Consider the following 23758-nt stretch of genomic DNA (forward strand, 5'->3'; position numbering starts at 1 on the left):
TCCCTTGCGGCGGTCCGGCATGGCCGGTCCAATGCCGATTTCGCCGGCTAATGATAGAATCAAGATATGAAATAGACGAATATCATTCAATACTATACATTTATCAGTGGGGCTGTTATAGGCGATGGAAAGCCGCCTGTCGACGGTTCTAAGCTTGGCTTATATCATGTGGGAGAGAGGGTCCGAATGTACGGACGCGACGATCTGAGGACGACCCTGGCTCCCGCGCGATCCGGGCGGGTTCCGACCGCTTTCAAGAAGGCCAGCTATGCGCTGTTCACCGGCACCGAGCCGCAGGATGCCTCGGCGCTCAGCCGTGACTGGTATGCACGCGGACAGACGATGATCGTCGCCTATAGCGAGGCCGAGGCGGGCGCCGTGTTCGACCGGGCCGACCAGGTCGACGAATATGCGGTGGTGCTGCCTGACGAGGGTGCCGAGCTGCTGATCGAGATTCCCGAAGGGGGTGAGACGGTATCGGGCCGGGCGATCGCGTTCGTGCCCGGTGGGCGCAGCCGGATCACGGTGGTGAAGGGCGGGCGGCTGCTGCGCCTGTTCACGACGCGATCGGCCGACCTCGCCGCCAAATGCTCGAACGCCGCCGCCTATGCCGAACCCGATCCCAACGTCGCGCCCTATGCCGCCTGGCCCGATCCGGTCGGCGGCCGCAAGGTGCGCGTCTATTCGGGCAATGTCGCGCCGCAGGAGGGGCGGTTCGGGCGCATCTATCGCGGCTCGACGATCATGGTGAACTTCGGCGACGGCCGGGTCGGGCCGCGCTCGCCCGACAATCTCTCGCCGCATCATCACGACGATTTCGAGCAATATTCGATCGCGCTCGACGGCGACTATGTCCACCATCTGCGCTGGCCCTGGATCAGCGACTCGACCCGCTGGATCGACGACGATCATGAGCGCATTGCCGCGCCTTCGGTCGCGGTGATCCCGCCGCCCGCCATCCACACGTCGCAGGGCATGGCGCCGGGGCTGAACCGGCTGCTCGACGTCTTCTGCCCGCCGCGCCGCGACTTTTCGCTGAAGCCGGGCTGGGTGCTCAACGCGGATGACTATCCGATGCCTGCCGACGACCAGGAGACCGGCGCATGACCGACCGTATCAGCGCGCTGCTGCGTGGCGCGATCGATCTGCATTGCCACAGCGGCCCCTCGGTGATGCCGCGCCGCCTCAACCATGTCGAGGCGATCCGCGAGGGCGAGGAAGCGGGGCTGCGCGCGATCCTGTTCAAGGACCATTATTATTCGGTCACGCCGGTCGCCGAGCTGCTCAAGGAGACGATGCCGGGCAAGGTGATGCTGCTGACCGGCGTGCCGCTCAACAACACCACCGGCGGGCTCAATCCCTATGCGGTCGAGCATGGCTTCAAGCTCGGTGCGCGGCTGGTGTGGATGCCGACCTTCTCGGCCGCCAACCATATCCGCCACTCGCACCGCAAGCAGTTCCTGCCGACCAAGGAGAAGATGCTGCCGCCGCGCGCGCTGACCGTCGTCGACGATCGCGGCGCCCTGCTCGACGAGGTGAAGCTGATCCTCGACCAGATCGCCGCGCAGGATGCGGTGCTGTCGGCCGGCCATCTCCACATCAGCGAGATCTGGCCCCTGTTCGCCGAGGCGAAGGCGCGGGGCGTCGGGCGTCTGCTGGTCAACCATCCGAGTTTCCTGATCGACGCGAGCCATGCCGACATGACCGAGCTGGCGGCGATGGGCGCCTATCTCGAGCATAGCTGCTGCATGTGGGCCGGGGTACAGGGCAGGAACTACACCAAGGAAGGGCTGAAGGCCCTGATCGACGCGGGCGGGGTCGCCAGCACGATCATTGGATCGGACCTGGGGCAGGTCGGCAATCCGACGCCGGTCGAGGGTTTGCGCCACGTCATCCAGATGCTCATTGATCTCGGCTATGATGATGACGATATCCGCCGCATGATCGGTGGCAACGCGGCGAAGCTGATGGGTCTCGACGAGACCGCCGGCTCGGCCGCGGCGCCGGCGATGCAGACCGCCTGACCGCCCAAGGAGCCACGATGAAACGCCAATATTTCCTGCTTGTCGACGGACAGGCGCATCCCGGAGCCACGAGCTTCGACGTCATCAACCCGGCGCTGGGCAAGCCCTTCGCGCGCTGCCCGAAGGCGGATCGCGCGATCCTCGACCAGGCGGTGGCCGCGGCGAAGCGTGCCTTCCCGGGCTGGGCGGCGACCCCGGCCGACGAACGCGCCCGGCTGCTGACGAGCATTGCCGACGCGCTCGCCGAAAAGGTCGACGAATTCGCGGCGGTGCTGACCGCCGAGCAGGGCAAGCCCCTCGATCAGGCGGCAGGCGAGGTCAAAGGCGCGGTCAACGTGCTGCGGACTTTCGCCGGCATGCGGCTGGAACCGAAGGTGCTGCGCGACGATGCGCGCCAGCGGATCGTCGAGCATCGCGTGCCGCTGGGCGTGGTCGCCGGCATCACGCCGTGGAACTTCCCGCTGGTCCTGCTGATCAACAAGCTCGGCCCGGCGCTGATGGCCGGCAACACGATGGTCGCCAAGCCGGCGCCGACCACGCCCCTGACCACACTGATGTTCGGCGAGCTGTGCCGCGACGTGCTGCCCGCCGGCGTGCTCAATATCATCTGCGACGAGAATGAGCTGGGCGGCGCGCTTTCCAGCCACCCCGACATCGCCAAGGTCTCGTTCACCGGATCGACCGCGACCGGCAAGAAGGTGCTCGCCTCGACCGCCGAGACGCTGAAGCGGGTGACGCTGGAGCTGGGCGGCAACGACGCGGCGATCGTCCTCGACGACGTCGACACCAAGACGGTCGCCCGCAAGGTGTTCGACGGCGCGATGCGCAACGCCGGCCAGGTCTGCATCGCGACCAAGCGCGCCTATGTGCCCGAGGCGATCTACGACGATTTCTGCGACGAGCTCGGCAGGCTGGCGCGCGAGACGGTGGTCGACGACGGCACCCGCCAGGGCGCCCAGATCGGCCCGGTCCAGAACCGCCAGCAATATGAGAAGCTGACCGCGCTGATCGCCGACGCCGCGCAGAGCGGGACGATCGTCGCCGGCGGCGAGCCGATGGACGGCCCGGGCTATTTCATCCGTCCGACCATCGTCCGCGACATCGCCGAGGATACGCCGCTGGTCCGCGAGGAACAGTTCGGACCGGTCCTCCCGGTGCTCAAGTACAACGACATCGACGAGCTGCTCGAACGCGTCAACGACACCGAATATGGGCTGGGCGGCACGATCTGGGCCAGTGACGTCGAGCGTGCGAGCGAGCTCGCGCTGCGTGTCCGCACCGGCACCGTGTGGGTGAACCGTCCGCAAGGCGTCGATCCTCGAGTCCCCTTCCGCGGCGCCAAGCAGTCGGGTATCGGCACCGAAATGGGTGAGGCGGGATTCGAGGAATATACGCAGGGACAGATCGTCAGCGTATCCCTCGGGGAGCTTGCCTGACCCGGACGCCAACGTTCCGGAGAAGACCATGGCCCCGAGCCACGCCGCGCTCGACAGCGCGGCCCGCGCGCATCGCATCGACGGGCGGGCGATCGCCCGCTCGCTCGACGAGGAGACCGCCGCCGCCGTCCGCGCCATCGTCGCGCGCGACGGGGCGCCGCCGGGGCTGGCGGTGGTGCTGGTCGGCGAGGATCCGGCGAGCGAGGTCTATGTCGGCCGCAAGATCGAGGCGTGCCGGCGGGTTGGCATCCTGTCCTTCGAGCATCGCCTGCCCGCGCAGACCACGCAGGACGCGCTGCTGACCCTGATCGCCCGACTCAACGCCGATCCGACGATCCACGGCATCCTGGTGCAGGTGCCGCTGCCGCCGCACATCGATGACGGCATGGTGCTGAGCGCGATCGACCCCGCCAAGGACGTCGACGGTTTCCACCCGGTCAATGTCGGCCGGCTGTCGACCGGCACCGGCGGGCTGGTGCCCTGTACCCCGCTCGGCGTGATGATGCTGCTCGACAGCGTGATCGACGACATGAAGGGCATGGACGCGGTCGTGATCGGCAAGTCGAATATCGTCGGCAAGCCGATCGCGATGCTGCTGCTCGAGCGCGAGGCGACCGTCACCGTCACCCATATCGAGACGCGCGGCCTGCCCGACATCGTCCGCAAGGCCGACATCGTCGTCGCGGCGGCGGGCGCGCCCCGCCTGGTCAAGGGTTTCTGGGTGAAGGAGGGCGCCGTGATCATCGACGTCGGCATCACCCGCATGCCTGGCGAAGGCGGCAAGACCCGGCTGGTCGGCGACGTCGCCTATGACGAGGTCCAGCACGCCCGCGCGGTAACCCCCGTGCCCGGCGGGGTCGGCCCGATGACGATCGCCTGCCTGCTCGCCAACACGGTCAAGGCGGCGGAGATGCGGCGCGGTCAGAAGAAATAGAAGCGCAGCGCCGCGTCGGACATGAGCCGGCGGGTGCGCGCGTCGGGGACGATCCGATAGAAGAGGTCGAGCGTCGCGGCATAGTCCACCGCGCGCTCGAAGCCGACGAAGGGCGCGTCGCTGCCCCAGAACAGACGCTCGGGTCCGGCCGCCGCGATCAGCCGCGCGGCATAGCCGGCAACCTCGTCCGCGCGCAGGCGGAAGCCGGCCGACAGCTTGACCCGGGTCCGTCCCCGTTCGACCGACCGGAGCACCGCAAGGAAACCCTCGCCCTCCATCCCGTGTTCGGCGCGGAGCAGGCCGAAATGGTCGACGACGATATCGATCCCGCTGTCGTCGAGTGCGGGCAGCAGGGCGGCGAGCTGCGCGCCGCTCAGGTTCAGCTCGATATGGAGCCCGGCATCGGCCAGCCGGCGGACGAAGCGGCGGAAGCGATAGCCGGCGGGATCGGGCAGCGCCGCCGCCGGCGGAAGCTGGTAGCGGACGCCGCACACGCCCTGCGCCTTCAATGTCGCCATCTCGGCTGGGCCGGTGTCGGGATCGAGCATGACCGTGGCACGCAGCCGACGGTGCCGGTCGAGCACCGATAATGTATAGTCATTATAATCGCCGAACAGGCTGGCGGCGGTCACCACCCCGAAGCTGATGCCGTGCCGGTCGAGCTCGGCCAGATAGGTCTCGACCCGATAGTCGTAGTCGGGCCGGGTCCAGGCGGTGTCTGCGAACGGCATCGCGCGGTGGAAGACATGGCAATGCGCATCGACGACCGGAGGCTCGGGTACGGTCATGCCCGGGCGGGCTGGCGGCTCGCGAACAGCGCCCGGCCATTGTCGTGCAGCAGCTTCGCCCGTTCGGCGTCGGTCAGCAGCGCGGTCGCGGCGACGGCATGCTCGACCATCTCCTCATAGCTGTTCTTCGTGTTGCCATAATCGGATCCCCACATCACCCGATCGATCCCGTAGGTGTCGACCATGCGGCGCACGAAGCGGGCGGAGTCGATCCCGGTTTCGGCGAAGCGGTTGAAGTTGATCTGGGTGACCTTGAAATGGACGTTGGGGACGTAGAGCAGCGAGAGATGCTCGGCCCCGATCGTACCCTCGTCGCCCTTGTCGACGGCGGGCCAGCCGCAATGGTCGAGGCAGATCGGCGTCGAGGGAAAGCGCTTGGCGAGCGCGATGATCCGGCCGAGCGCCGCTGCCGAGGCGACGCCCGGCGCGTACATCAGCACCATCCGCAGGCCGAGCTCGTCCGCGACCGCCCAGGTGTCGAGCGCGGCGGGTGAGTCGAGCCAGGGATATTCGCCCGCCGCGTCGGGATAGCCGAACAGCCGCAGCCCGCAGACATTATGGGCGGCGGCGAGCGACCGCAGCTTCGCCGGGGTGGCCGGATCGGCGGCGTGGAGGATCAGCACCGTCGCCAGCCGGTCGGGATGCGCGTCGCCCACCGCCAGCGCATAGCTGTTGTCGGTCTTGTAGACGGTGTTGTACTGGACCGCTGCCCCGCCGGTGACGCCCAGCCGATCCCATAGCGGGATCAGCGTCGCCGGGGTCGCCGGGTTGGCGGCGATGCGGGCACGCACCGCCTCCTCGCCCTCGCGCGCGCCGGTGACGTCGATCGGGTATCGGTCGGTGTCGGCGGTGAAGAAATGGGCGTGGGTGTCAAACAGCCGGGCTTGCGGCATGATGGTCTCCGGATTGCGGCCGACGGGCGGCGAGACGGTTGGCGAGATGCATGGTGACTGCGGGGACGATCGCGATCGCCGAGAAGACGAAATAGGTGTCCATCCGATCGAGTCCGGCACCGAGCAGGAAGCCGCCGATCATCGGCCCGATGATCGCGCCGACCCGGCCGAAGCCGACGACGAAGCCGACGCCGGTGTTCTGCACGTCGGCGGGATACATCTTCACCGCGACGAGGAACAGGCCGGTATAGGCGCCGACCACGAACAGGGTGGTGACCCCCGCCATCGCCAGCAGCGGCACCGGATCTGGCGGCTGGATGCCGAAGATGATCAGCGAAACCGCGGCGAGCGCGAAATAGATGGCGGTCAGCCGTCCCTCGCCGACCGGCTTTGCGAGCAGCCCCATGGTGAGGTGACCAAGCGCGCCGCACGCGCCGGTGATCATCCCGCTCGCCGCCGCGAGCGTCGGCGACAGGCCGGCATTGGCGAGGATCGTCGGCTTCCAGTTGAGCAGGAAATAGCCGACGATCGCATAGGTAAGCGAGGCGGCCCAGACGAGCAGGCTCGCCTGGCGCAGATCGGGGGCGAGCAGCGCCTTGATCGTGCCGCGCTCCCGGTGCGCCGCGTCGAGCGGGGGGAAGTCGGCCAGCGGCGGCTTCTGCGCGCGCGCCAGCAATTGGTTGATCCAGTCCAGGTCGCGCGGATGACGGCGCTTGGCGAGGAATTCGGGCGACTCGCCGAGCAGGGCGAGGCTCGCGACGAAGGTGGCCGCGTTGAGCAGGCCGGCCGCGACGAAGATCATCCGCCAACCCGAATATTCGAGCGCGAGCACCGCAACCGCGCTGGCGGTCATCGTGCCGATGGTGAAGCCCAGATGGAGGATCGCGAGCGCGACGTTGCGGACCTTGTCGGTGCTGACCTCGGCGACCGTGGTGTTCAGGCAGACGACGAGCGTGCCCAGGCCGACACCGGTGACGAGGCGCAGCACGAGGAGCTGATAGACGTCGGTGGAGACGCTGGTGAGGAGCAGTGCGGCCGCCAGTGAACCGATCGCGCCGAGCATCACCGGGCGGCGGCCGATCCTGTCGGCCAGCGGCGCCACCGCGAAGGCGCCGATCGAGAGCCCGACCGACGAGACGCCGAAGATGGTGCCGAGCACCGCCGGGGCGACGCCCCACTCCCGGGTCAGTACCGGCGCGGCCAGCGCCAGCGACGCGACGTCGAAGCCGTCGGCGACGTTGCAGAAGCAGCAGAGCGCCACGACCAGATATTGGTAGGGGCTCATCGCCGCCGCCAGCAGCCCAGGTCTTTCCGACCCCGCGCCCCGCGATGTTCCAGCCACGCCGCTCTCCCTCGTTTCCGCAGTCCGGCCGCGGTCGAGCGGCGGTGCGGATTTTTGCCTATATCTAACTTCATTCGTCAATATGCGATTTCGCGGCTTGCGCAAACCTGAAACTGTATGTCATAAACAAGTATCGTTCGTCATATCATAATGAGTCACGGGCGTTGGCTCATTCCATCGGCATGGGTTTCAGGGCCGGACGATCGATGGCCTGGACGTCAGCGGCACAGCGAAAGAACGCCGCACCAACCTGGGGAGGATCGATGAAGAGGACCATTTCCGTATCCACGCGCCTGCGGCCGTCGGCCTGGCTGGCTGGATCGAGCGCCGCCGCCTTGGCGCTGCCGCTGATCGCGATCGCGTCGCCGGCCGGAGCGCAGGTCGCCAGTCCGGCGCCCGCCGCAGCGGCCGAGAGCGACACGCGCTACGACGACAATCGGGAGATAACGGTCACGGGTTCGCGCCTGCGCACCGGCTTCACCGCGCCGACCCCGGTCACCGCGATCGGCGACGCCCAGATCGAGAGCCGCGCGCTCAACACCGTCGCCGAGCTGAACTATGAAATCCCGCAGCTCCGCATCAACCAGAATATCGGCCGATCGAGCGAGCCGGTCGGCCAGAACGTCGCCGACCTTCGCGCGCTGGGCTCGGCGCGCACCCTGCTGCTGCTCGACGGCCGCCGGCTCGCGGCGACCAGCCCGTTCGGCGGCATCGATACCAACATCTTCCCGGTCTCGCTGATCAACGGGGTCGAGGTGGTGACGGGCGGTGCGTCGGCCGCCTATGGCTCGGATGCGGTCGCCGGCGTGATCAACTTCTCGATCGACAAGAATTTCGAGGGGCTGAAGGTCGACGCGTCCTACGGCCAGTCCAAATATGACGATTTCCACCGCCCGGTGATCTCGGCCGCGGCCGGCAAGAGCTTCCTCGACGATCGGCTGCACGTGACGGTGGCGGGCGACTTCTTCCGCAACACCGGCCAGACGCGGGTGGCGAGCCGGCCCTGGGGCCGGCGCAATTCGGTGCTGTTCAACAATCTCGGCTACACGCCGACCAACGGCCAGACCAAGAATTTCATCGCCGACGGCGCGACCTTCTCGCGCATGACCTTCGGCGGCCTGATCGTCGCCCCCGCGACCAGCCCGCTCTACGGCATCCAGTTCGGGCCCAACGGCACGCCGCAGCCCTTCGTCTACGGCAACCGGATCAACACGGTGTTCCAGCTCGGCGGGCAGGGCGACTCGATCGAGGACGAGGGCAACATCATGCCGCGCATCACCCGCTATTCGGGTTATGGACGGCTGAGCTACGAGGCGTCGGACAGCCTGTCCTTCTGGTCCGAGCTGCTCTGGTCGCGGGTCGAGGTGCAATCGGACCTCGCCCCCAACTATGACAGCGGCACGCTGACGATCCGGCGGGACAATGCCTTCCTGCCCACGTCGATCCGCGACATCATGACCGCGAACAACATCCCCTCGTTCAGCTTCGGCCGCATGAACCTGGAGGACGGCTTCTCCGAGAACAACAGCGTCACCCGCGCGATGCGCTACGCGGCAGGCGCCGAAGGCAAATTCGGCGACGGCTGGAGCTGGGACGCCTTCGTCCAGCGGTCTGACAACCGCTTCCGCCAGGAAAGCGTCAACAACCGCATCCAGGCCAACTGGTTCGCGGGCGTCGATTCGGTGATCAGCCCGCTGACCGGCCAGCCCGTGTGCCGGATCAACGCCGACGCCAGCACCGCCAACGACAATCCAGCCTGCGTCCCGATCAACGTCTTCGGTGTGGGATCGATCAGCCAGGCCGCGCTCGACTGGTATCGCGGCACGTCCTTCTATGCCGCCAAGATGCGCCAGAACGCCGCCGGCCTGAACGTCGCCGGCACCCCCTTCGCGACCTGGGCCGGAGACGTGTCGCTCGCCTTCGGCGGCGAATATCGGCGCGAGACCATCAACAGCGTCTCGGACGCCGTCTCGCTGGTGAGCGGCTGGCGCTCGATCAACCAGCAGCCCTTCTCGGGCAAGCTGAACGTCAAGGAGGTCTATGCCGAGGTTGGCGTGCCGCTGGCCAAGGACGCGCGCTTCGCCAAGAGCCTCGAGCTCAACGGCGCGATCCGCTATGCGGACTACAGCTCGTCGGGCGGGGTCACGACCTGGAAGGTCGGCCTGAACTATTCGCCGATTTCCGACATCCGCTTCCGCGGCACGCTATCGCGCGACATCCGCGCCGCCAACATCAACGAGCTGTTCTCAGGCCGCAACCAGGTCATCAACACGATCGTCGACCCGCGCGACAACGTCGCCAATTTCGTGACCCAGCTCACCGGCGGCAATCCGGCCCTCGATCCGGAAAAGGCCGACACCAAGGCGGTCGGCGTCGTGCTGCAGCCCGGCTTCGTCCCTGGGCTCAGCGTTTCGCTCGACTATTACTCGATCAAGATCAAGGACGCGATCACCTCGGTTCCGGCCCAGACGATCGTCGACAATTGCCTGAAGCTCGGCATCGACAGCTTCTGCCCGTTCGTCGAGCTCGATGGCGCGGGCAAGATCAGCCGGGTGACCGCGACGCTGATCAACACCCAGACGGTCAAGACCAGCGGTGTCGACTTCGAGGCGGCCTATCGCCGCCCGGTCGAATGGTTCGGGCAAAGCGACGGTACGATCGGCGCCCGGCTGCTCGTCACCTATGTCCATGACCTGAAGCTCACCACTTCGGGCGTGACGATCGACTATGTCGGCGACCTCGCCACCGACTATAGCGGCCAGCCGCGCTGGAAGGCCAATTTCGATCTGACCTATGCCGGCGGCCCGCTGAAGCTGGGCGCCTATGTCCGCTATATCGGCAGCGGCAAATTCCGCTCCTTCTACATCGACGATGTCGACCTGCCGGCCGATCAGAACCATGTGAAGGGCCGCGCCTATGTCGACCTGTCGGCGGCGTACAAGATCACCGACGCGATCGAGCTCTACGGCAAGATCGACAATCTCTTCAACAACGCCCCGCCGATCATTCCCAACAACATCGTCCAGCCGACCGTCTCCAACTCGCAGATGTTCGACAAGATCGGGCGCTTCTACGTCGCAGGGGTGCGGCTGAAGCTCTGACCGGGGGCATCGGTCGGGGCGGGACCGGCGGTGCCGGCCCCGCCCCTTCGGGTTTCAACCAGGAGAGAGATGCGCGTGTCCAGATCGCCCACCGACGTGATCCGACAGTCGCCGATGAGCGTCTATCAATATGCGATCATCGCCCTGTGCGTGCTCAGCTACGCATCCGACGGGGTCGACGTCGTCACCCTGTCCTACGCCGCGCCGGCGCTGATGAAGGAATGGGGGATCTCGGCCGAGACCTTCGGCCTCGCCTATACGGCGACCCCGGTCGGGATCGCCGTCGGCTCCTTCTTCCTGTCGCCGCTCGCCGACAAGGTCGGCCGACGCACCCTCACCCTGTGGCTGCTCGGCTCGCTGGTGATCATGCTGTTCCTCACCGCGGTCAGCAGCTCGCTGCTGATGCTGGTGACGCTGCGGCTGCTGACCGGTGTCAGCCTCGGCGCGCTGGTCGTCTGCCTCAACGTGACGGTGTCGGAGTTCAGCAACGAGGAGCGGTCGAACCTGCTCGTCGGCATCCTCCACACCGGCTATTCGGCCGGCGGCATGGTGTGCGGCGCGCTCGCCGCGCTGCTGCTCGAGCCGCTCGGCTGGCGCGCGCTGTTCTTCGCCGCGGCCCTGCTCAGCGTCGTCAGTTTCGTGCTCAGCCTCTTCGTTCTCGCGGAATCGCCGATGTACCTCGTCGCGCGCCGCCCGGCGAACGCGCTCCAGCGGCTCAACGCGATCTTCCGCCGGATGAACAAGCCCGAGTTCGACAGCCTGCCGCCCGCACCCGAGACCGTGGCGGGCGGCCGCAAGGGCCGGACGATCATCCCGCGCGCTCTGTGGTTCGGCACCGGGCTGCTCTGCCTCGCCGGCTTCGTCTTCACGGTCAGCGGCGGTTTCATGGCAAGCTGGCGGCCCAAGCTGCTCGACATGGCGCAGATGACGATGACCTGGAACGGCATCGCGGGGGTCTGCACCCATGGCGCCGGCATCTTCGCGCACCTGTTCGTCGGCGCGCTCGCCCGCAAGGTGGGCGAGCGCAAGATCGCAGTGATCTTCCTGATCGGCATGGGGCTGGCCTTCACCCTGCTCGGGATGGTGCCGGACGGTGCGATCGTGCCGCTGATCGTCGCATCGACCCTGTCGGGCTTCTTCAACGTCGGCGCCTTCACGGCGATCATCCTGGTGACTCTCAACTATTACGACGCTTCGGTGCGCAGCGCCGGGCTCGGCATCATGCTCGGCTGTTCGCGGGTCGGCGGGATCGTCGGGCCGCTGCTCGGCGGCTTCGCGATCGGCGCGGGCTTCGGCCGCTTCTGGACATTGTTCCTGTTCGCGGTGATCCTGGCGATCCCGGTCGTCGCGGCGATCTACGCGCGGTCGCGCGCGACGGGCGCGCCGGTGCCGGCGCATGCATAGCCGAGCTGTATCGCGAGGACATGGAATGACGATCATGCTTCGGTCGAGCCTGGCCATCGCCGCCGGCCTGCTCGTCGCAACGACCGCTGCGGCGCAGACGGCGCGGCCCGCGCTCGACTATGCCAGCGCGGCGAAGATTCGCGACACCTGCCTCGACTGGGCGTCGAAGAACGGCAAGCGGATGACGGTTGCCGTGATGGACACGCACGGCATGCTCGTCGCCTATGCGCATATGGACGGCGCCTCCTACCAGGCGGGCGAGGTGGCGCGCTGGAAGGCGACGGCCGCCTCGCGTTTCGGCCGTTCGACCGCCGATCTCGCCAGGCTGAACCCGGCCGCCAACGTGCCCAATGTCGCGACGATCCCCGGTGGCCTGCCGATCTACACCTCCGCCGGCGTCGCGCTCGGCGGCGTCGGCGTGTCGGGCGGGAAGATCGACGAGGATGTCGCATGCGGCACCGCCGGGATCGCCGCCGCCGGCCTCAGCGCCGACAAGCCCGCATCCTGACCGGAATGGGCATCCTGCGGGATCGGGTCGCGCTCGTCACCGGCGCCAGTTCCGGAATCGGCGAGGCATGCGCCTTCGCCTTCGCGGCCAGGGGCGCGAAGCTGGTGCTCGCCGCACGGCGCGCCGACCGGCTCGATACGCTCGCGACGCGGCTGGCGGCGGCGGGCACGGAAGCGCTGGCGGTCGCGACCGACGTCACCGACGAAAGCTCGGTCGAGCGGCTGTTCGCCGCTGCCATGGAGCGGTTCGGGCGGGTCGACGTGCTGGTCAACAATGCCGGCATCGCCGACAGCACGCCGGCCGACGCGCTGGAACTGGCGCTGTGGCACAAGGTGATCGACACCAACCTGACCTCGGCCTTCCTCTGCGCGCGCGCCGCGATCCGCATCATGAAGCCGCAGGGCCATGGCCGGATCATCAATGTCGGCTCGATCTCCGCCCGCGTGCCGCGCGCGGACAGCCCGGCCTATACCGCCAGCAAATGGGGGCTCGACGGGCTCACCCGCGCGCTGGCGATCGACGGCCGCGCACACAATATCGCGGTCTCGGTCATGCACCCCGGCATCGTCGCGACCGAGCTGGGCGGGGGCGCCGCCGCTAGTCGGCCCGCCGAGCTGACCGCCGCGCCCGAGGACATCGCCGAGGTGATCGTCCACATGGCCGACATGCCCGACCACCTCAATTTCTACGAGGCGCTGGTCGTCCAGAACAAGATTCCGTTCCTGGGACGAGGGTAGCCACCGCCTTTCCCAGAGCCCGATGGACCAGGAGCTCAGTAGGCGTCGATCTCCTTCAGCGCCTCGGCGGCGAGCTGCCAGCTCTCCACGCCCCCGGCCACGCCGATGTAGAGCGTCGTCTGGAGCAGCACCTCGCGGATGTCGTCCTTGGTGGCGCCGTTGGCGATCGCGCATTTGACGAGGCGCTTCAGCGGGGTGTGGCGATTGAGCGCGGCGCAGATCGCCATGGTGATCAGGCTGCGCTCGCGCAGCGTCAGGCCCGGCCGGGTCCAGGTCTCGCCGAAGCAGGCGGACGTGACGTAGTTTTCCAGGGGCTCGTGGAAGTCGTCGGCGGCGTCGAGCCGCTCGACGCTTGCCGCGCCGAACAGCGCCTTGCGCATCTCGCGGCCGGCCTGAAAGGCGGGATCGTCGTGCTTCAATGCCATGGTCTTTCCTATGTCCGGAGGATGGTTCGGATCGATGTGCCGAGCCGCGTCATCTCGTCGCGCGCGGGGGCGGAGAAACGCAGTGCGCGGAGGAAGCCGTGCGGCATCGCCGGGGCGGTGCGCGTTTCGACGGCGACACCCGCCGCGCGCAGCCGGCCGGCATAGTCGTCGCCCTCCTCACGCATTGGATCGAGCGCGGCGCCGAGGAGGATCGCGGGCGGGAGGCCCGACAGGTCGGCGCAGCGCAGCGGCGCGGGGAGGCCGACCGGGTCGCGTGCATCGCACTCGTGCCAAGTGTGGAGCATCGCCTCGATGACGGGCCAGCTCAGCACCGGGTCCTCCGCGGTGCGGTGCGCTTCGCGCGCGACGAGGTCGAACATGCCGTAGATCAGCACCTGGGCGGCGATTGCCGGGCCGCCCCGGTCGCGCGTCAGGATCGATAGCTGTGCTGCGATGAAGGCGCCCGCGCTGTCGCCGGCGACGCCGATCCGCGCGGGATCGATGCGCAGCTCCTCGGGCATGGCGTGCGCCCAGCCGAGCACCCCGAAACATTCGTCGATGATGGCGCGCGGCGTCGCCTCGGGCAGGCGGCTGTAATGCACGCTGATCACCGTCGCGCCGCTCGCCTCGGCCAGCCCCATCGCCAGCGGCTCATAGCTTTCGATGCTGCCGATGGTGAAGCCGCCGCCGTGGAAATAGACGAGCGCGGCTTGCGCTCCGTCTCCCGCCGGGCGGTAGATCCTGATCGGCGTCTCGCGGCCCTGGCCGACGACGAAGCTGGTCGCGACCGCCATCCCCTCGGGCCGGGGGATGGCGATGCGGTCTGCATGGCGATCGGCGAGCAGCCGCGCTGTTTCCAGCGGCGGCCGTTCTCCTGGCGGCGTCAGCCGCACCGCCGCGATATAGTCGGCGATCCCGTCGGCGAGGGTGGGGCCCGCCGGCACCGTCAGGCCCAGAGGCGTTGCGATGCGAGCCTTGCGCCTTCGACCAGCGCAGACAGCTTGGCCCACTGCACCTCGGGATGGACGCGCGCCATGTTCCAGCCTTGCGAGAAGCCGCAGTCGGTGCCCGCGATCACATTCTCGCGGCCGACGACGCTCGCATAATTCTCGATCCGCCAGGCGACCAGTTCGGGATGCTCGACGACGTTGGTCTGGTGGCTGATCACGCCGGGAACGAGGATCTTGCCGTCGGGCAGCTTCACGTCCTTCCACACCATCCATTCATGCTCGTGGCGCGGATTGGCACCCTCGATCACATAGGCCTGCGCCTTGATCTTCAGGATGATGTCGATCACCTCGCGCAGCGGCACGTCCGTCGTGTGGGGCGTGTTCATCGATCCCCAGCACATATGGTAGCGGACCCGGTCCTCCGGGATGCCGCGCAGTGCATGGTTATAGGCCTCGACCTGCCGTTCGGAGGCGCGGCGCAGGTCTTCCGGCGTCGGGTTGGGGTTGCCGGGCAACACCTGGTTGCGGGCCGGCAGGCCGAGGTCGAGCTGGACGACGAAGCCCGCATCGACGATCGCCTTATACTCCTCGTGCATCGCATCGGCGAGTGCATAGAGATAAGCGGATTCGCTCTCATAGACCTCGCCCGCATCGGCATCGTCGCGCGCCGGGGTGGCGGAGGGCATAAACGCCTCGACGAAGTCCTTGCCTTCCAGCGCCGCCTTGTAGTTGTCGAGATCGCGCTGGAGCGCGGCCTGTCCGACATAGGTGATCGGGGCGGCGACGCGGACCCGGGTCGGCGGGGTCTTCGCGGCCTTCTGCGTCTTCTCCGCATCGAGTTCGGGCGGCATCCACATCGTCTTGTACATGCCGTTATACTGCTTCATGAACCCCGGGAATTCCTCCTGGAGCATCGCGTAATAGGGGCCCTTCTGCTCGGGCGGGACCTTCTCCAGTCCACCGAGCCGCTCGACCACATAATTGTGGAAGCTGGGCTTGGATATCTCGCCGTCGCTCGGGATGTCGATGCCGATCTCGGCCTGCTTCGCGACGACGTCGGCGACACCCTGCGTCACATGCGCCTGGAAGGCGGCTTCGTCGACGGGCTCGCCCAGCGTCTTCGCCATCATGTCGCGAAGGACGGGAAGAGGGCGGATCAGACTCCCCACATGGGTCGTCAATATGCGTTCGGTGCTGCGCCTCACATCATCTCCTATGCTAATTGCTGGTCCGGACGCCGTGGCGAAACGGCGCTCGAATGAAAGCTTGGCTTATAAGAATATTGATGCCATGTTGAATGGCGTTTGTAAATAGCGACTCTTGGAAACGGGATTCAGCCGTTTTCGAGGAGCGACGGAGGGATTGGGGAGAGGCGATGTTCAATGCCGCGATGAAGCACAAGCTGGAGGCGGGCGAGGTCGTGTTCGGCAGCTTCTTCAAATTCGATTCGGCGCCGATGGCCGAGCTGTTCGGCCTGTCGGGATTCGACTTCCTGATCATCGACGCCGAGCATGGCTGCTATACCCATGCCGGGATCGAGAATATCGTCCGTACCTGCGAGCTGGTGGGGATGAGCAGCGTGGTGCGCACGCCCGACGCCGCCGAGGCCAATATCCTCCACGTCCTCGACAGTGGCGCCAGCGGCATCCAGGTCCCCTCGCTCAAGAGCGCGGCCGAGGTGCGCGAGGTGATCGCCCGGGCCAAATATTGGCCGATCGGCGAGCGCGGATCGGCGCGCGGCTGCCGCGCCGCCGCCTATGGCCTGTCGGGCGCCGACTATGAGGCGCGCGCCAACCGCGACACGCTGGTCTCGGTGCATGTCGAGAACAAGGAGATGGTCGCGGACGTCGAGGCGTTGTGCACGGTCGAGCATCTCGATGTGCTGTTCATCGGGCCCGGCGACCTCAGCCAGTCGCTCGGCCATCCGGGCAATGCCGGACATCCCGACGTGGTCGCCGCGATCGATCGGGTGATCGAGGTGGCCGCCGGCCGCAAGCATATCGGCACGGTCGTCAGCAATGCCGAGCAGCTCAGGGCCTATGTCGAGCGCGGCGTGAAATATATTGCCTGGCAGTCCGACCTCGTCATGGTCCGCAACATGCTCAAGGCCGCGGTCGCGAACTTCGCGCCCTATCGCGCGGCGTGACCAGAGGAGAGGTGAGGCGATGAAGCGACCGGCAGGCGGGCGGGGCAAGGAGCTGGCGGCGGTGGCGCCGCTGCTCGACGAGATCACCGAGGACGTCCTCTATGGCAAGGTGTGGGAGCGGCCCGAGCTGTCGCCGCGCGACCGCAGCCTGATCACCATCACCTGCCTGGTCGCGCTCGGCCGCGACCAGGCGCAGGGCCATATGGAATACGGCATCGAGAACGGCCTGACGGTCGAGGAGATCGGCGAGGCGATCGCCCACATCGCCTTCTACGCGGGCTGGCCGGTGGCGGTCAGCGCCGCCCGCAAGCTGAAGACGATCGTCGACGCGCGCGATGCCGCGCAAGGCAAGGAATAGCCGGCCGCGAACGGCCGCCGAAGGAGAGGATCGAGCATGGCACAATCGGACGAGGCCGCACGAACGGGCCCGATCGATATCGAGAGCTTCCTGGACGGGGTGCAATTCTCGCCCTTCCACTTCCGCGTCATGCTGATCGGCGCGCTGGTGATGATGGTCGACGGCTTTGACCTCGGCGTGCTGAGCTGGGTGCTGCCCAAGGTCTCCGACGATTTCGGGGTGACCCGCACCTCGCTGACCTGGGTGCTGTCGACCCAGCAGGCGGGGATGGTGCTGGGAGCCTATCTGATCGCGCCGATCGCCGACCAGATCGGGCGCAAGCGGCTGCTGCTGCTCTGCCTGCTCGCGGTCTCGGCGAGCTGTTTCGTGACGATCTTCGTGAACAGCGTTCTGGCGCTCGCCATCTGCCGGCTCGTCACCGGCATGTTCGCCAGCGCGGTGATCGCCAACATGGTGGCGCTCGCCTCCGAGCTGGCGCCGGCGCGGCGGCGTTCGACGATGGTGACGATGGTGCTGGCGGGATCGATGCCGGGCGCGATCCTGGGATCGGCGATGCAGGCCTTCCTGCTCAACCAGCATGGCTGGCACATCGCCTTCTGGATCGGCGCCGGGCTGCCTTTGCTGCTGTTGCCGGTCATGCTCTTCTTCCTGCCGGAAAGCCCGAAATTCCTGGCCGCCCGCAATCCTTCCGATCCACGCCTGCTGCGCACTCTGGAGGCGCTGGCGCCGGGGCAGGGAACGATCGAGCTCGCCCCGCCGCAGGCCCGCACGGCCAAGGGCGGCAGCGTGGCGTTGGTGCGCGAGCTGTTCGCGCCGGGCCTCGCCCTGCCGACGATCCTGCTGTGGCTGGCCTTCATCAGCTCGTTCGGCTTCATCAGCGCGGCGCTGTGGAAGACGACGGTGTTCCACGACCTGATCGGCCTCGACTGGAAGCAGGTCGGCATCACCACCGCGCTCGGCACCGGCTTCGGCGCTGTCGGCATGGTGACGATCGGGATGATGATCGACCGCTTCGGCTTCCGCGCGATCGTGCCGACCTATTTCGTGATCGCATCGATGGCGGCGGTCGGCATGGCGCTGTTCGCTCCCGGATGGGGCATGTACGTCGCGCTCGCGATCAATGCGACGATGCAGCACGCCGCCCATGCCGGCCTCGCCTCGATCGCCTCGACGCTCTATCCGACCCGCAATCGCGCGACGGGGGTCGGCTGGGCCTATGGCGCGGGGCGGGCGGCGTCGATCGTCGGCCCGATGTACGGCGCGCTGGCGCTCGAACATCATTGGGGCGCGCTCGGCTATTTCTTCCTGCTCGCCGCGCCGCTGGCCTCGGCCGGGATCGTCATCTGGCTGTTGCTGACGGTCAAGCCGCTTGCCCGGGTCGGGCATGTGGCGGGGCATTAGGCGGGTGACAGGCCGCCTCGTCATCCCGGTGGAGACCGGAATGACGGGGAAAGGCTATAAGGCTATATTGCGGCCTCAGACGCGCTGGACGCCGGCGCGGCTATATTCCTCGGTGAATTCCTCGGCCTGGATCTCGGCGTCGCCCTGGTTGGGGGCGCTCAGCGATTCGAGCAGACGGGTGAGGAAGCCACGCAGCGCGTCCTGCTCGCCGGCGCCGAGCGGGGACATGATCTCGCGCTCCAGTGCGCGGCTGTCCTTCTGGCACTGGCGCAGGATATCCTCGCCCGCCGGGGTCAGCCGCAGTTCGAGGAGGCGCTTGTTGGTCGAGCTGACCTGCCGATCGATCAGCGCCTTGGTCTCGAGGATCGCGATCTGCTTGATCATCGTCTGCGGCTTCACGTCGTAGAGCCGCGCCAGCTCGGCCGAGCTGGTGCCGGGCTTGGACGAGAGCGTCGTCAGGATACGGAACTGGACCGCCGTGATGCCGAGCGGCTGGAACACCGATTCCAGCTGGACATAGGCCTTGTACTGGACCTGCTTGACGAGATGGAGGATCGATGGCGGGTGGCGATCCTTCTTCGGGCGGGCGGCTTTGTCCATGACCCTTACTGTCCGATCGAAGGCGGCATGTCCAGCATCGACAGGCCCGGAAAATGGGGCGCCCGCACCGCGGACGCCCCGCGCGACGAGCTATTTGCCCCTGAGCCGCCGGGTCGCCAGCGCCGCGCCCTCGGCCATCGCCGACAGCTTGGCCCAGACGATCTCCTCGTGCCCGACCCGCGACCCGATGCCGCAGTCGGTGCCGGCCTGGATGTTCTCCATGCCGACCAGGCTCGCGAAATTGACGAGCCGCTCGGCCACGAGCTCGGGATGCTCGACCAGGTCGGTCATGTGGCCGACGACGCCGGGCACCAGGATCTTGCCCTCGGGCAGCTTCACATCCTCCCAGATGCGCCATTCGTGCGCGTGGCGGACATTGCTCGCCTCGAAGCTGTAGGCCTGGGCGTTCACCTTGAGCAGCAGGTCGACGATGTGGCGGAACTCGATGTCGTGGACGTGAGGGCGGTGGCCGCTCCCCCAGCACATGTGGAAGCGGACCTGCTCCTGCGGCAGGCCATCGAGCGCATGGTTGATCACCTCGACTGCGAAGTTGAGATAGTCGCGATACTGCTCGACCGACCAGTCGGGGTAGAACATCCAGCTCGTGGCGAATTCGGGTTCGTCGACCTGGACGATCAGCCCGGCGTCGGTGATCGCCTTATATTCGTTCCGCATCGCCGCGGCGACGGCCATCATATAGTCGCGCTCGTCGGCATAATGGGCGTTGCGCGCGCCGGCGCCGGCGCTGAGCGGACCGAGCGCGGCGATGAAGCCCTCGACCTGGTCCTCCTTGCCCTTCAGCGCGACCTTGAGCGCGTCGATGTCGCCTTGGATCGCGTCCTGTCCGACATAGGTCAGCGGACCGGTGCAGACCTTCTCGGTCGCCGGGCGCTTCGGCGCGTTGCCGGGGGTCATGAAGCCGGGACGGACCGGGCCGCCCGCGCCCGCGAACCACAGGCCGGATTCGTAGAAACCGGGGAAGTCGCGGCGGTCGCGCTCGCCGGGGCCGGCCCGCTTGGGCGCCGCCGACGGATCGCGCGGCAGCGTCTCCCAGCCGGTCACCCGGCTCTGGATGTAGCTGGTGTAGCTGCCCATGTTGGCGGCCTTCACATATTCGCCGTCATTGATGACGGTGACGCCGCAGGCGATCTGCTTGTCGACCACCTCCTGCACCGCCAGCGGCAAGCGCTTCTCGATCGCGTCGCGGTTGCTGTCGGCGTCGACGAGCAGCGCATCGAGGTCGGCCGGGCGGGGCAGGTTGCCGCCATGGGTGGTCAATATCCGGTCGGTGGAACGGCGCATATCCTGTCTCTCTCCTGATGATCGGCCGGGCGGTTCAGCGCCGGCGTGTGAATTTCTGGATCTGGTGGCCGGCATGCGCTTCGTCGATCCAGCCGGGCCGCAGCGCGAAGCTGTAGGTCACCTCGGCGACATAGACGTCGCCGCGGCCGTCGACCGCGATCGCATGGGGCGCGATGAAATTGCCGGGCGCGTGGCGCTCTTCGGATGATCCGCCCCAACGGTCGAGCACCCGCCCGTCGCGGTCCAGCACGCTGACCCGACCCGGCCGGTCCTCGTGCATCTCGCCATGGACGAAGCTCTTCTTGCCCTTGGGGCGCCACAGCTCGGCGACGTAGACCAGGCCGTCGGCGTCGATCGCCAGGTCGCAAGGGCGCTGGATGTCGGTCCACTGGTCGAGGAAGGCGCCGTCGGCGGAGAATATCTGGATGCGGTCATTCTCCCGGTCGCAGACGAGGACGCGTCCTTCGGCGTCGCAGCCGATGCCGTGCGGCAGATGGAATTCGCCCGGCCCGGTGCCGATCTCGCCCCAGCTCTGGATCAACGCGCCGTCGGCGGAGAAGCGGTGGACCCGGCAATTGCCGTAGCCGTCGGCGACGTAGAGCTCGCCGCTCGGCGCGACCGCGAGGTTGGTGCAGCGGTTGAACGGCCCGCCCGGATAGCGGATGCACTCGCAGGCATGGACCTCATAGGGCGGCTTGGGGTCATAGCCGGTGTCGGACGCCTGGCCGGGCACGCCCAGCGTCATGATCGGCGCGCCGTCGAGCGTGAATACCCGGATGCTGTGGTCGCCATTGTCGACGCAATAGACCCGGTCGTCGGGGCCGATGGTCAGCCCGTGCGCCATGGTGAAGACGTCGTCGCCCCAATGATGGAGATAGTTGCCGTCGCGGTCATAGACCAGCACGCGCGCCGGATAGCGGGTGAACAGATAGACCCGGTCCTGCGAATCGACCGCGACGCCGGTGACGTCACGATGGCTGATTCCCGCCGGAATCCGCTCCCAGCCGGCGTCGACGTCGAAACGGGGCGTGGAAACATGGCTGACCGGCGACATCTTTCTCCCTTCCTCTCCGCCCGGCGCGTCGGCGCTCGGGCTGCTGTACGAAATTGCGCGATGGAATTCTACCATTATGAATGACATATGATAAAGATGATTGACAGCCTGCCTGATGATCTGTTCTATCCGATCGACGGCAATTGCGGCCAGGGGAGGATTACAGGATGGCGGGCGCGGGTTCCGGGTCGGTCGATGTCGACTCCTTTCTGGACGCTCTGAGGTTCAACCGCTTCCACCTGACGGTGCTGGTCCTCTGCACGTTGCTGACCGCGATCGACGGTTATGAGCTCTATGTGGTGGGCTGGGTGCTGCCCAAGCTGGCCGAGGATTTCGGCGTGCCGCGTACCGCGATCACCTCCGCGATGATCGCGCAGCAGGTTGGCATGCTGCTTGGCGCCTTCGTTATCCCGCCGCTCGCCGACCGGTTCGGCCGGCCGCGCGTGCTGCTCGCCTGCTATGGCGGCATGATGCTGAGTGCGCTGGCGATCGTGCATACCCATTCCTTGGTGCCCTTCGCCGCCTGGCGCTTCGTTGCCGGCCTGTGCGGCACGGCGATGGTGCCGATCCTCGTCACCCTGGCGTCGGAGACCGCGCCGCAGCGGCTGCGCTCGACGATGAGCACGATCACGGTGTCGGGCACGATGATCGGTGCGCTGCTCGGCGCGGCGATGCAGGCCTTCGTGCTTGAACCCTTCGGCTGGCGGGGCGCCTTCTGGATCGCCGCGGCGATGCCGGCGGTCATGCTGCCGCTGATCTGGTTCCTCCTGCCTGAATCGCTGCGCTCGATGGCGGCGCGCAATCCTGAGGACCCCCGTATCCAGCCGCTCGCCGACCGGATGCGCGCGGCGGGCGACGCGCCGGTTTCCGTCCACGCGGTCGCGCGAGGGAAGGAGACGCGCAAGCGCGCGCTGCTGTCGGATATCCTGGGCCCGGGACAGCTGCTCAAGACGCTGCTGATGTGGGCCGTCGCGATCTCCAGCTTCGTGTTCATCACCGCGGGCGTGTGGAAGACGACGATCTTCAAGGATGTCGTCGGGCTGAACTGGCAGCAGGTCGCGGCGATCAACGCGACCAACACGGTCGCCGGCCTCGCGGGCATGATGCTGATCGGCTATTGCATCGATCGGCTCGGCTTCAAGCTGGTGATGACCTGGACCTTCCTCCTCGCGGCGGTGGGCGCGGTGATGATCGGCGTGCTGGCGCCCGGCGCGGGGATGTTCGTCGCGGTCTTCGCCATGGCGATCTTCCAGCATGGGGGTCAGGCCGGGATCGCCGCGATGGCCGCCGCACTCTATCCGCCCAGCCATCGCGCGACCGGTGTCGGCTGGGCCTATGGGGCGGGGCGGATCGCCTCGATCTTCGCGCCGCTGTTCGGCAATTTCGTGCTGGGCGAGGGGTTCGACGCGGTCGGCATCTTCGCGCTGCTGGCGGTGCCGCTGGCTTCGGCGGGCATCTTCTCCTTCTGGCTGATGAGCCTGCCCGGCACCCCCACCATCACCCGTGCCAACCTGAAGCATTGAGCCATGGCCGGCGACGAGGCAGCAGCGGAGGGCGCGGCCCCGGTTGTCGACGGCCATGCCCATGTCTTTAACCGTGCGACGCCGCTCGCGGCCGATGCCCATGCGCGGCCCGACTATGACTATGCGGTCGAGGACTGGCTGGCCGACATGGCGCGCCACGGCCTGCATTACGGCGTGATCGCCGCCGCCAGCCTCCATGGCGACCACAATGACCACATATTATCGGCGCTGGCCGCCTATCCCGATCGGTTGCGCGGCACCGTCATCCTGCCGCCCGACGCCGACGCGCGGCGGTTGCGCGATCTGGCGCGTCGGGGCGTCGTCGGCGTGCGGCTGACCTGGCGGCGGCTGGCCGGACTGCCCGACCCGCGCGCCGATCCGTGGCGCTTACATCTGCACGCGCTTGCCGATGCGGGGCTGCATGTCGAGCTGCTTGCCGGCAATGACGACCTGCCCGTGCTGCTCCCGGCGCTGGCGGAATCCGGCGTCCGCGTCGTCGTCGATCATTTCGGCGTGCCGCGACGCGACGCGGGCGCGCACGGCGAGGGAATGGAGGCGCTGCTCCGCGCCATTGACCGGGGCGGCACCTGGGTGAAGATATCGGCAGGCTTCCGCATGGCATTCGAGACCGCGCGCGACTGCGCCGTCCGGCTGCTCGTCGAGGCGGGTACGGAGCGGCTGATCTGGGGCAGCGACGCCCCCTTCGTGAACCACGAGGGCAGCGTCGACTATGCCGCCGCGCTGGCCCTCTACCATCGCCTCGTCCCCGACGACGCCGCGCGCCAGGCGATCGACCGGACGGCGCTCGACCTCTACTTCACATGATGGAGCC

22 protein-coding genes are annotated in these 23758 nt (G+C 67.5%); 13 read left to right on the forward strand and 9 right to left on the reverse strand.

From position 1 onward, the window contains the following. Window positions 1-186: 186 nt before the first annotated feature. The 4 genes from B5X82_RS21205 to folD are packed head-to-tail and all read left to right on the forward strand — an operon-like array spanning window position 187 to window position 4394. Window positions 187-1107, forward strand: a complete 921-nt coding sequence (locus tag B5X82_RS21205) for a cupin domain-containing protein (RefSeq protein WP_079650165.1) — start codon at window positions 187-189, stop codon at window positions 1105-1107. Further along, window positions 1104-2024, forward strand: a complete 921-nt coding sequence (locus B5X82_RS21210) for a DUF6282 family protein (protein WP_079650166.1) — start codon at window positions 1104-1106, stop codon at window positions 2022-2024. The genes B5X82_RS21205 and B5X82_RS21210 overlap by 4 nt, the downstream gene beginning before the upstream one ends. A 17-nt stretch (window positions 2025-2041) precedes the next feature. After that, the gene (locus tag B5X82_RS21215) at window positions 2042-3460 is read left to right on the forward strand and encodes an aldehyde dehydrogenase family protein (protein WP_079650167.1); all 1419 of its coding nucleotides are present in this window, start codon (window positions 2042-2044) and stop codon (window positions 3458-3460) included. A 28-nt stretch (window positions 3461-3488) separates the two neighbouring features. After that, entirely contained in the window at window positions 3489-4394 is a 906-nt protein-coding gene (gene folD / locus B5X82_RS21220) for a bifunctional methylenetetrahydrofolate dehydrogenase/methenyltetrahydrofolate cyclohydrolase FolD (RefSeq protein WP_079650168.1), read from the forward strand. On the opposite strand, the gene B5X82_RS21225 is transcribed toward folD, so the two are convergent. Genes B5X82_RS21225 through B5X82_RS21235 form a run of 3 tightly spaced genes read right to left on the reverse strand, consistent with a single transcriptional unit; the run spans window position 4382 to window position 7417 of the window. Then, entirely contained in the window at window positions 4382-5182 is an 801-nt protein-coding gene (locus tag B5X82_RS21225; RefSeq protein WP_079650169.1) for an amidohydrolase family protein, read from the reverse strand. The genes folD and B5X82_RS21225 overlap by 13 nt on opposite strands. Beyond that, complete coding sequence (locus B5X82_RS21230; RefSeq protein ID WP_079650170.1) at window positions 5179-6075, reverse strand: amidohydrolase family protein; 897 nt, start codon at window positions 6073-6075, stop codon at window positions 5179-5181. Before B5X82_RS21230 ends, B5X82_RS21225 begins: the two co-directional genes overlap by 4 nt. Then, window positions 6053-7417 (reverse strand): MFS transporter, encoded by a 1365-nt coding sequence (locus B5X82_RS21235; protein ID WP_139385152.1) that lies wholly within the window; start codon window positions 7415-7417, stop codon window positions 6053-6055. Before B5X82_RS21235 ends, B5X82_RS21230 begins: the two co-directional genes overlap by 23 nt. Before the next feature lie 263 nt (window positions 7418-7680). On the opposite strand from B5X82_RS21235, the gene B5X82_RS21240 reads away from it, so the two are divergent. The 4 genes from B5X82_RS21240 to B5X82_RS21255 all read left to right on the forward strand — a co-directional run bounded on the left by B5X82_RS21240 (window position 7681) and on the right by B5X82_RS21255 (window position 13167). After that, window positions 7681-10518 carry a TonB-dependent receptor domain-containing protein gene (locus tag B5X82_RS21240; RefSeq protein ID WP_079650172.1) on the forward strand — a complete coding sequence of 946 codons (2838 nt, stop codon included), beginning with the start codon at window positions 7681-7683 and terminating at the stop codon, window positions 10516-10518. Window positions 10519-10593: 75 nt separating this feature from the next. Continuing rightward, window positions 10594-11922, forward strand: coding sequence for an MFS transporter (locus B5X82_RS21245; protein WP_176152648.1), 1329 nt, complete (start codon window positions 10594-10596; stop codon window positions 11920-11922). A gap of 25 nt (window positions 11923-11947) precedes the next feature. Further along, window positions 11948-12430 (forward strand): GlcG/HbpS family heme-binding protein, encoded by a 483-nt coding sequence (locus B5X82_RS21250; RefSeq protein WP_176152649.1) that lies wholly within the window; start codon window positions 11948-11950, stop codon window positions 12428-12430. Next, complete coding sequence (locus B5X82_RS21255) at window positions 12373-13167, forward strand: SDR family oxidoreductase (RefSeq protein WP_235862759.1); 795 nt, start codon at window positions 12373-12375, stop codon at window positions 13165-13167. Before B5X82_RS21250 ends, B5X82_RS21255 begins: the two co-directional genes overlap by 58 nt. A 35-nt stretch (window positions 13168-13202) precedes the next feature. On the opposite strand, the gene B5X82_RS21260 is transcribed toward B5X82_RS21255, so the two are convergent. Genes B5X82_RS21260 through B5X82_RS26835 form a run of 3 tightly spaced genes read right to left on the reverse strand, consistent with a single transcriptional unit; the run spans window position 13203 to window position 15747 of the window. Next, the gene (locus B5X82_RS21260; RefSeq protein ID WP_079650176.1) at window positions 13203-13592 is read right to left on the reverse strand and encodes a carboxymuconolactone decarboxylase family protein; all 390 of its coding nucleotides are present in this window, start codon (window positions 13590-13592) and stop codon (window positions 13203-13205) included. An 8-nt stretch (window positions 13593-13600) separates the two neighbouring features. Beyond that, window positions 13601-14536 (reverse strand): alpha/beta hydrolase, encoded by a 936-nt coding sequence (locus B5X82_RS21265; RefSeq protein ID WP_176152650.1) that lies wholly within the window; start codon window positions 14534-14536, stop codon window positions 13601-13603. Window positions 14537-14538: 2 nt separating this feature from the next. After that, a complete protein-coding gene (locus B5X82_RS26835) occupies window positions 14539-15747 on the reverse strand; it encodes a cobalamin-independent methionine synthase II family protein (protein ID WP_176152651.1) in 1209 nt (402 codons plus the stop codon). 170 nt (window positions 15748-15917) lie between these two features. Between B5X82_RS26835 and B5X82_RS21270 the strand changes: the two genes are divergently transcribed. Genes B5X82_RS21270 through B5X82_RS21280 form a run of 3 tightly spaced genes read left to right on the forward strand, consistent with a single transcriptional unit; the run spans window position 15918 to window position 18447 of the window. Next, window positions 15918-16688 carry an HpcH/HpaI aldolase family protein gene (locus B5X82_RS21270; protein WP_176152652.1) on the forward strand — a complete coding sequence of 257 codons (771 nt, stop codon included), beginning with the start codon at window positions 15918-15920 and terminating at the stop codon, window positions 16686-16688. A gap of 19 nt (window positions 16689-16707) precedes the next feature. After that, entirely contained in the window at window positions 16708-17046 is a 339-nt protein-coding gene (locus B5X82_RS21275) for a carboxymuconolactone decarboxylase family protein (protein WP_079650179.1), read from the forward strand. 36 nt (window positions 17047-17082) lie between these two features. After that, window positions 17083-18447 carry an MFS transporter gene (locus B5X82_RS21280; protein ID WP_079650180.1) on the forward strand — a complete coding sequence of 455 codons (1365 nt, stop codon included), beginning with the start codon at window positions 17083-17085 and terminating at the stop codon, window positions 18445-18447. A 75-nt stretch (window positions 18448-18522) separates the two neighbouring features. On the opposite strand, the gene B5X82_RS21285 is transcribed toward B5X82_RS21280, so the two are convergent. The 3 genes from B5X82_RS21285 to B5X82_RS21295 form a co-directional block, all read right to left on the reverse strand. Then, on the reverse strand, window positions 18523-19047 hold the full coding sequence (locus tag B5X82_RS21285; RefSeq protein ID WP_079650181.1) for a MarR family winged helix-turn-helix transcriptional regulator: 525 nt from the start codon (window positions 19045-19047) through the stop codon (window positions 18523-18525). 90 nt (window positions 19048-19137) lie between these two features. Further along, window positions 19138-20349, reverse strand: coding sequence for a uroporphyrinogen decarboxylase/cobalamine-independent methonine synthase family protein (locus B5X82_RS21290; RefSeq protein ID WP_079650182.1), 1212 nt, complete (start codon window positions 20347-20349; stop codon window positions 19138-19140). A gap of 34 nt (window positions 20350-20383) precedes the next feature. After that, on the reverse strand, window positions 20384-21403 hold the full coding sequence (locus tag B5X82_RS21295) for a peptidyl-alpha-hydroxyglycine alpha-amidating lyase family protein (RefSeq protein ID WP_079650183.1): 1020 nt from the start codon (window positions 21401-21403) through the stop codon (window positions 20384-20386). A 167-nt stretch (window positions 21404-21570) separates the two neighbouring features. Between B5X82_RS21295 and B5X82_RS21300 the strand changes: the two genes are divergently transcribed. Both B5X82_RS21300 and B5X82_RS21305 read left to right on the forward strand, forming a co-directional pair. Continuing rightward, complete coding sequence (locus B5X82_RS21300) at window positions 21571-22926, forward strand: MFS transporter (protein WP_079650184.1); 1356 nt, start codon at window positions 21571-21573, stop codon at window positions 22924-22926. A 3-nt stretch (window positions 22927-22929) separates the two neighbouring features. Further along, the gene (locus B5X82_RS21305) at window positions 22930-23751 is read left to right on the forward strand and encodes an amidohydrolase family protein (RefSeq protein WP_079650185.1); all 822 of its coding nucleotides are present in this window, start codon (window positions 22930-22932) and stop codon (window positions 23749-23751) included. The last annotated feature ends 7 nt before the right edge of the window (window positions 23752-23758 follow it).

Source organism: Rhizorhabdus histidinilytica, from assembly GCF_900167915.1.
Classification (GTDB): Bacteria; Pseudomonadota; Alphaproteobacteria; order Sphingomonadales; family Sphingomonadaceae; genus Rhizorhabdus; species Rhizorhabdus histidinilytica.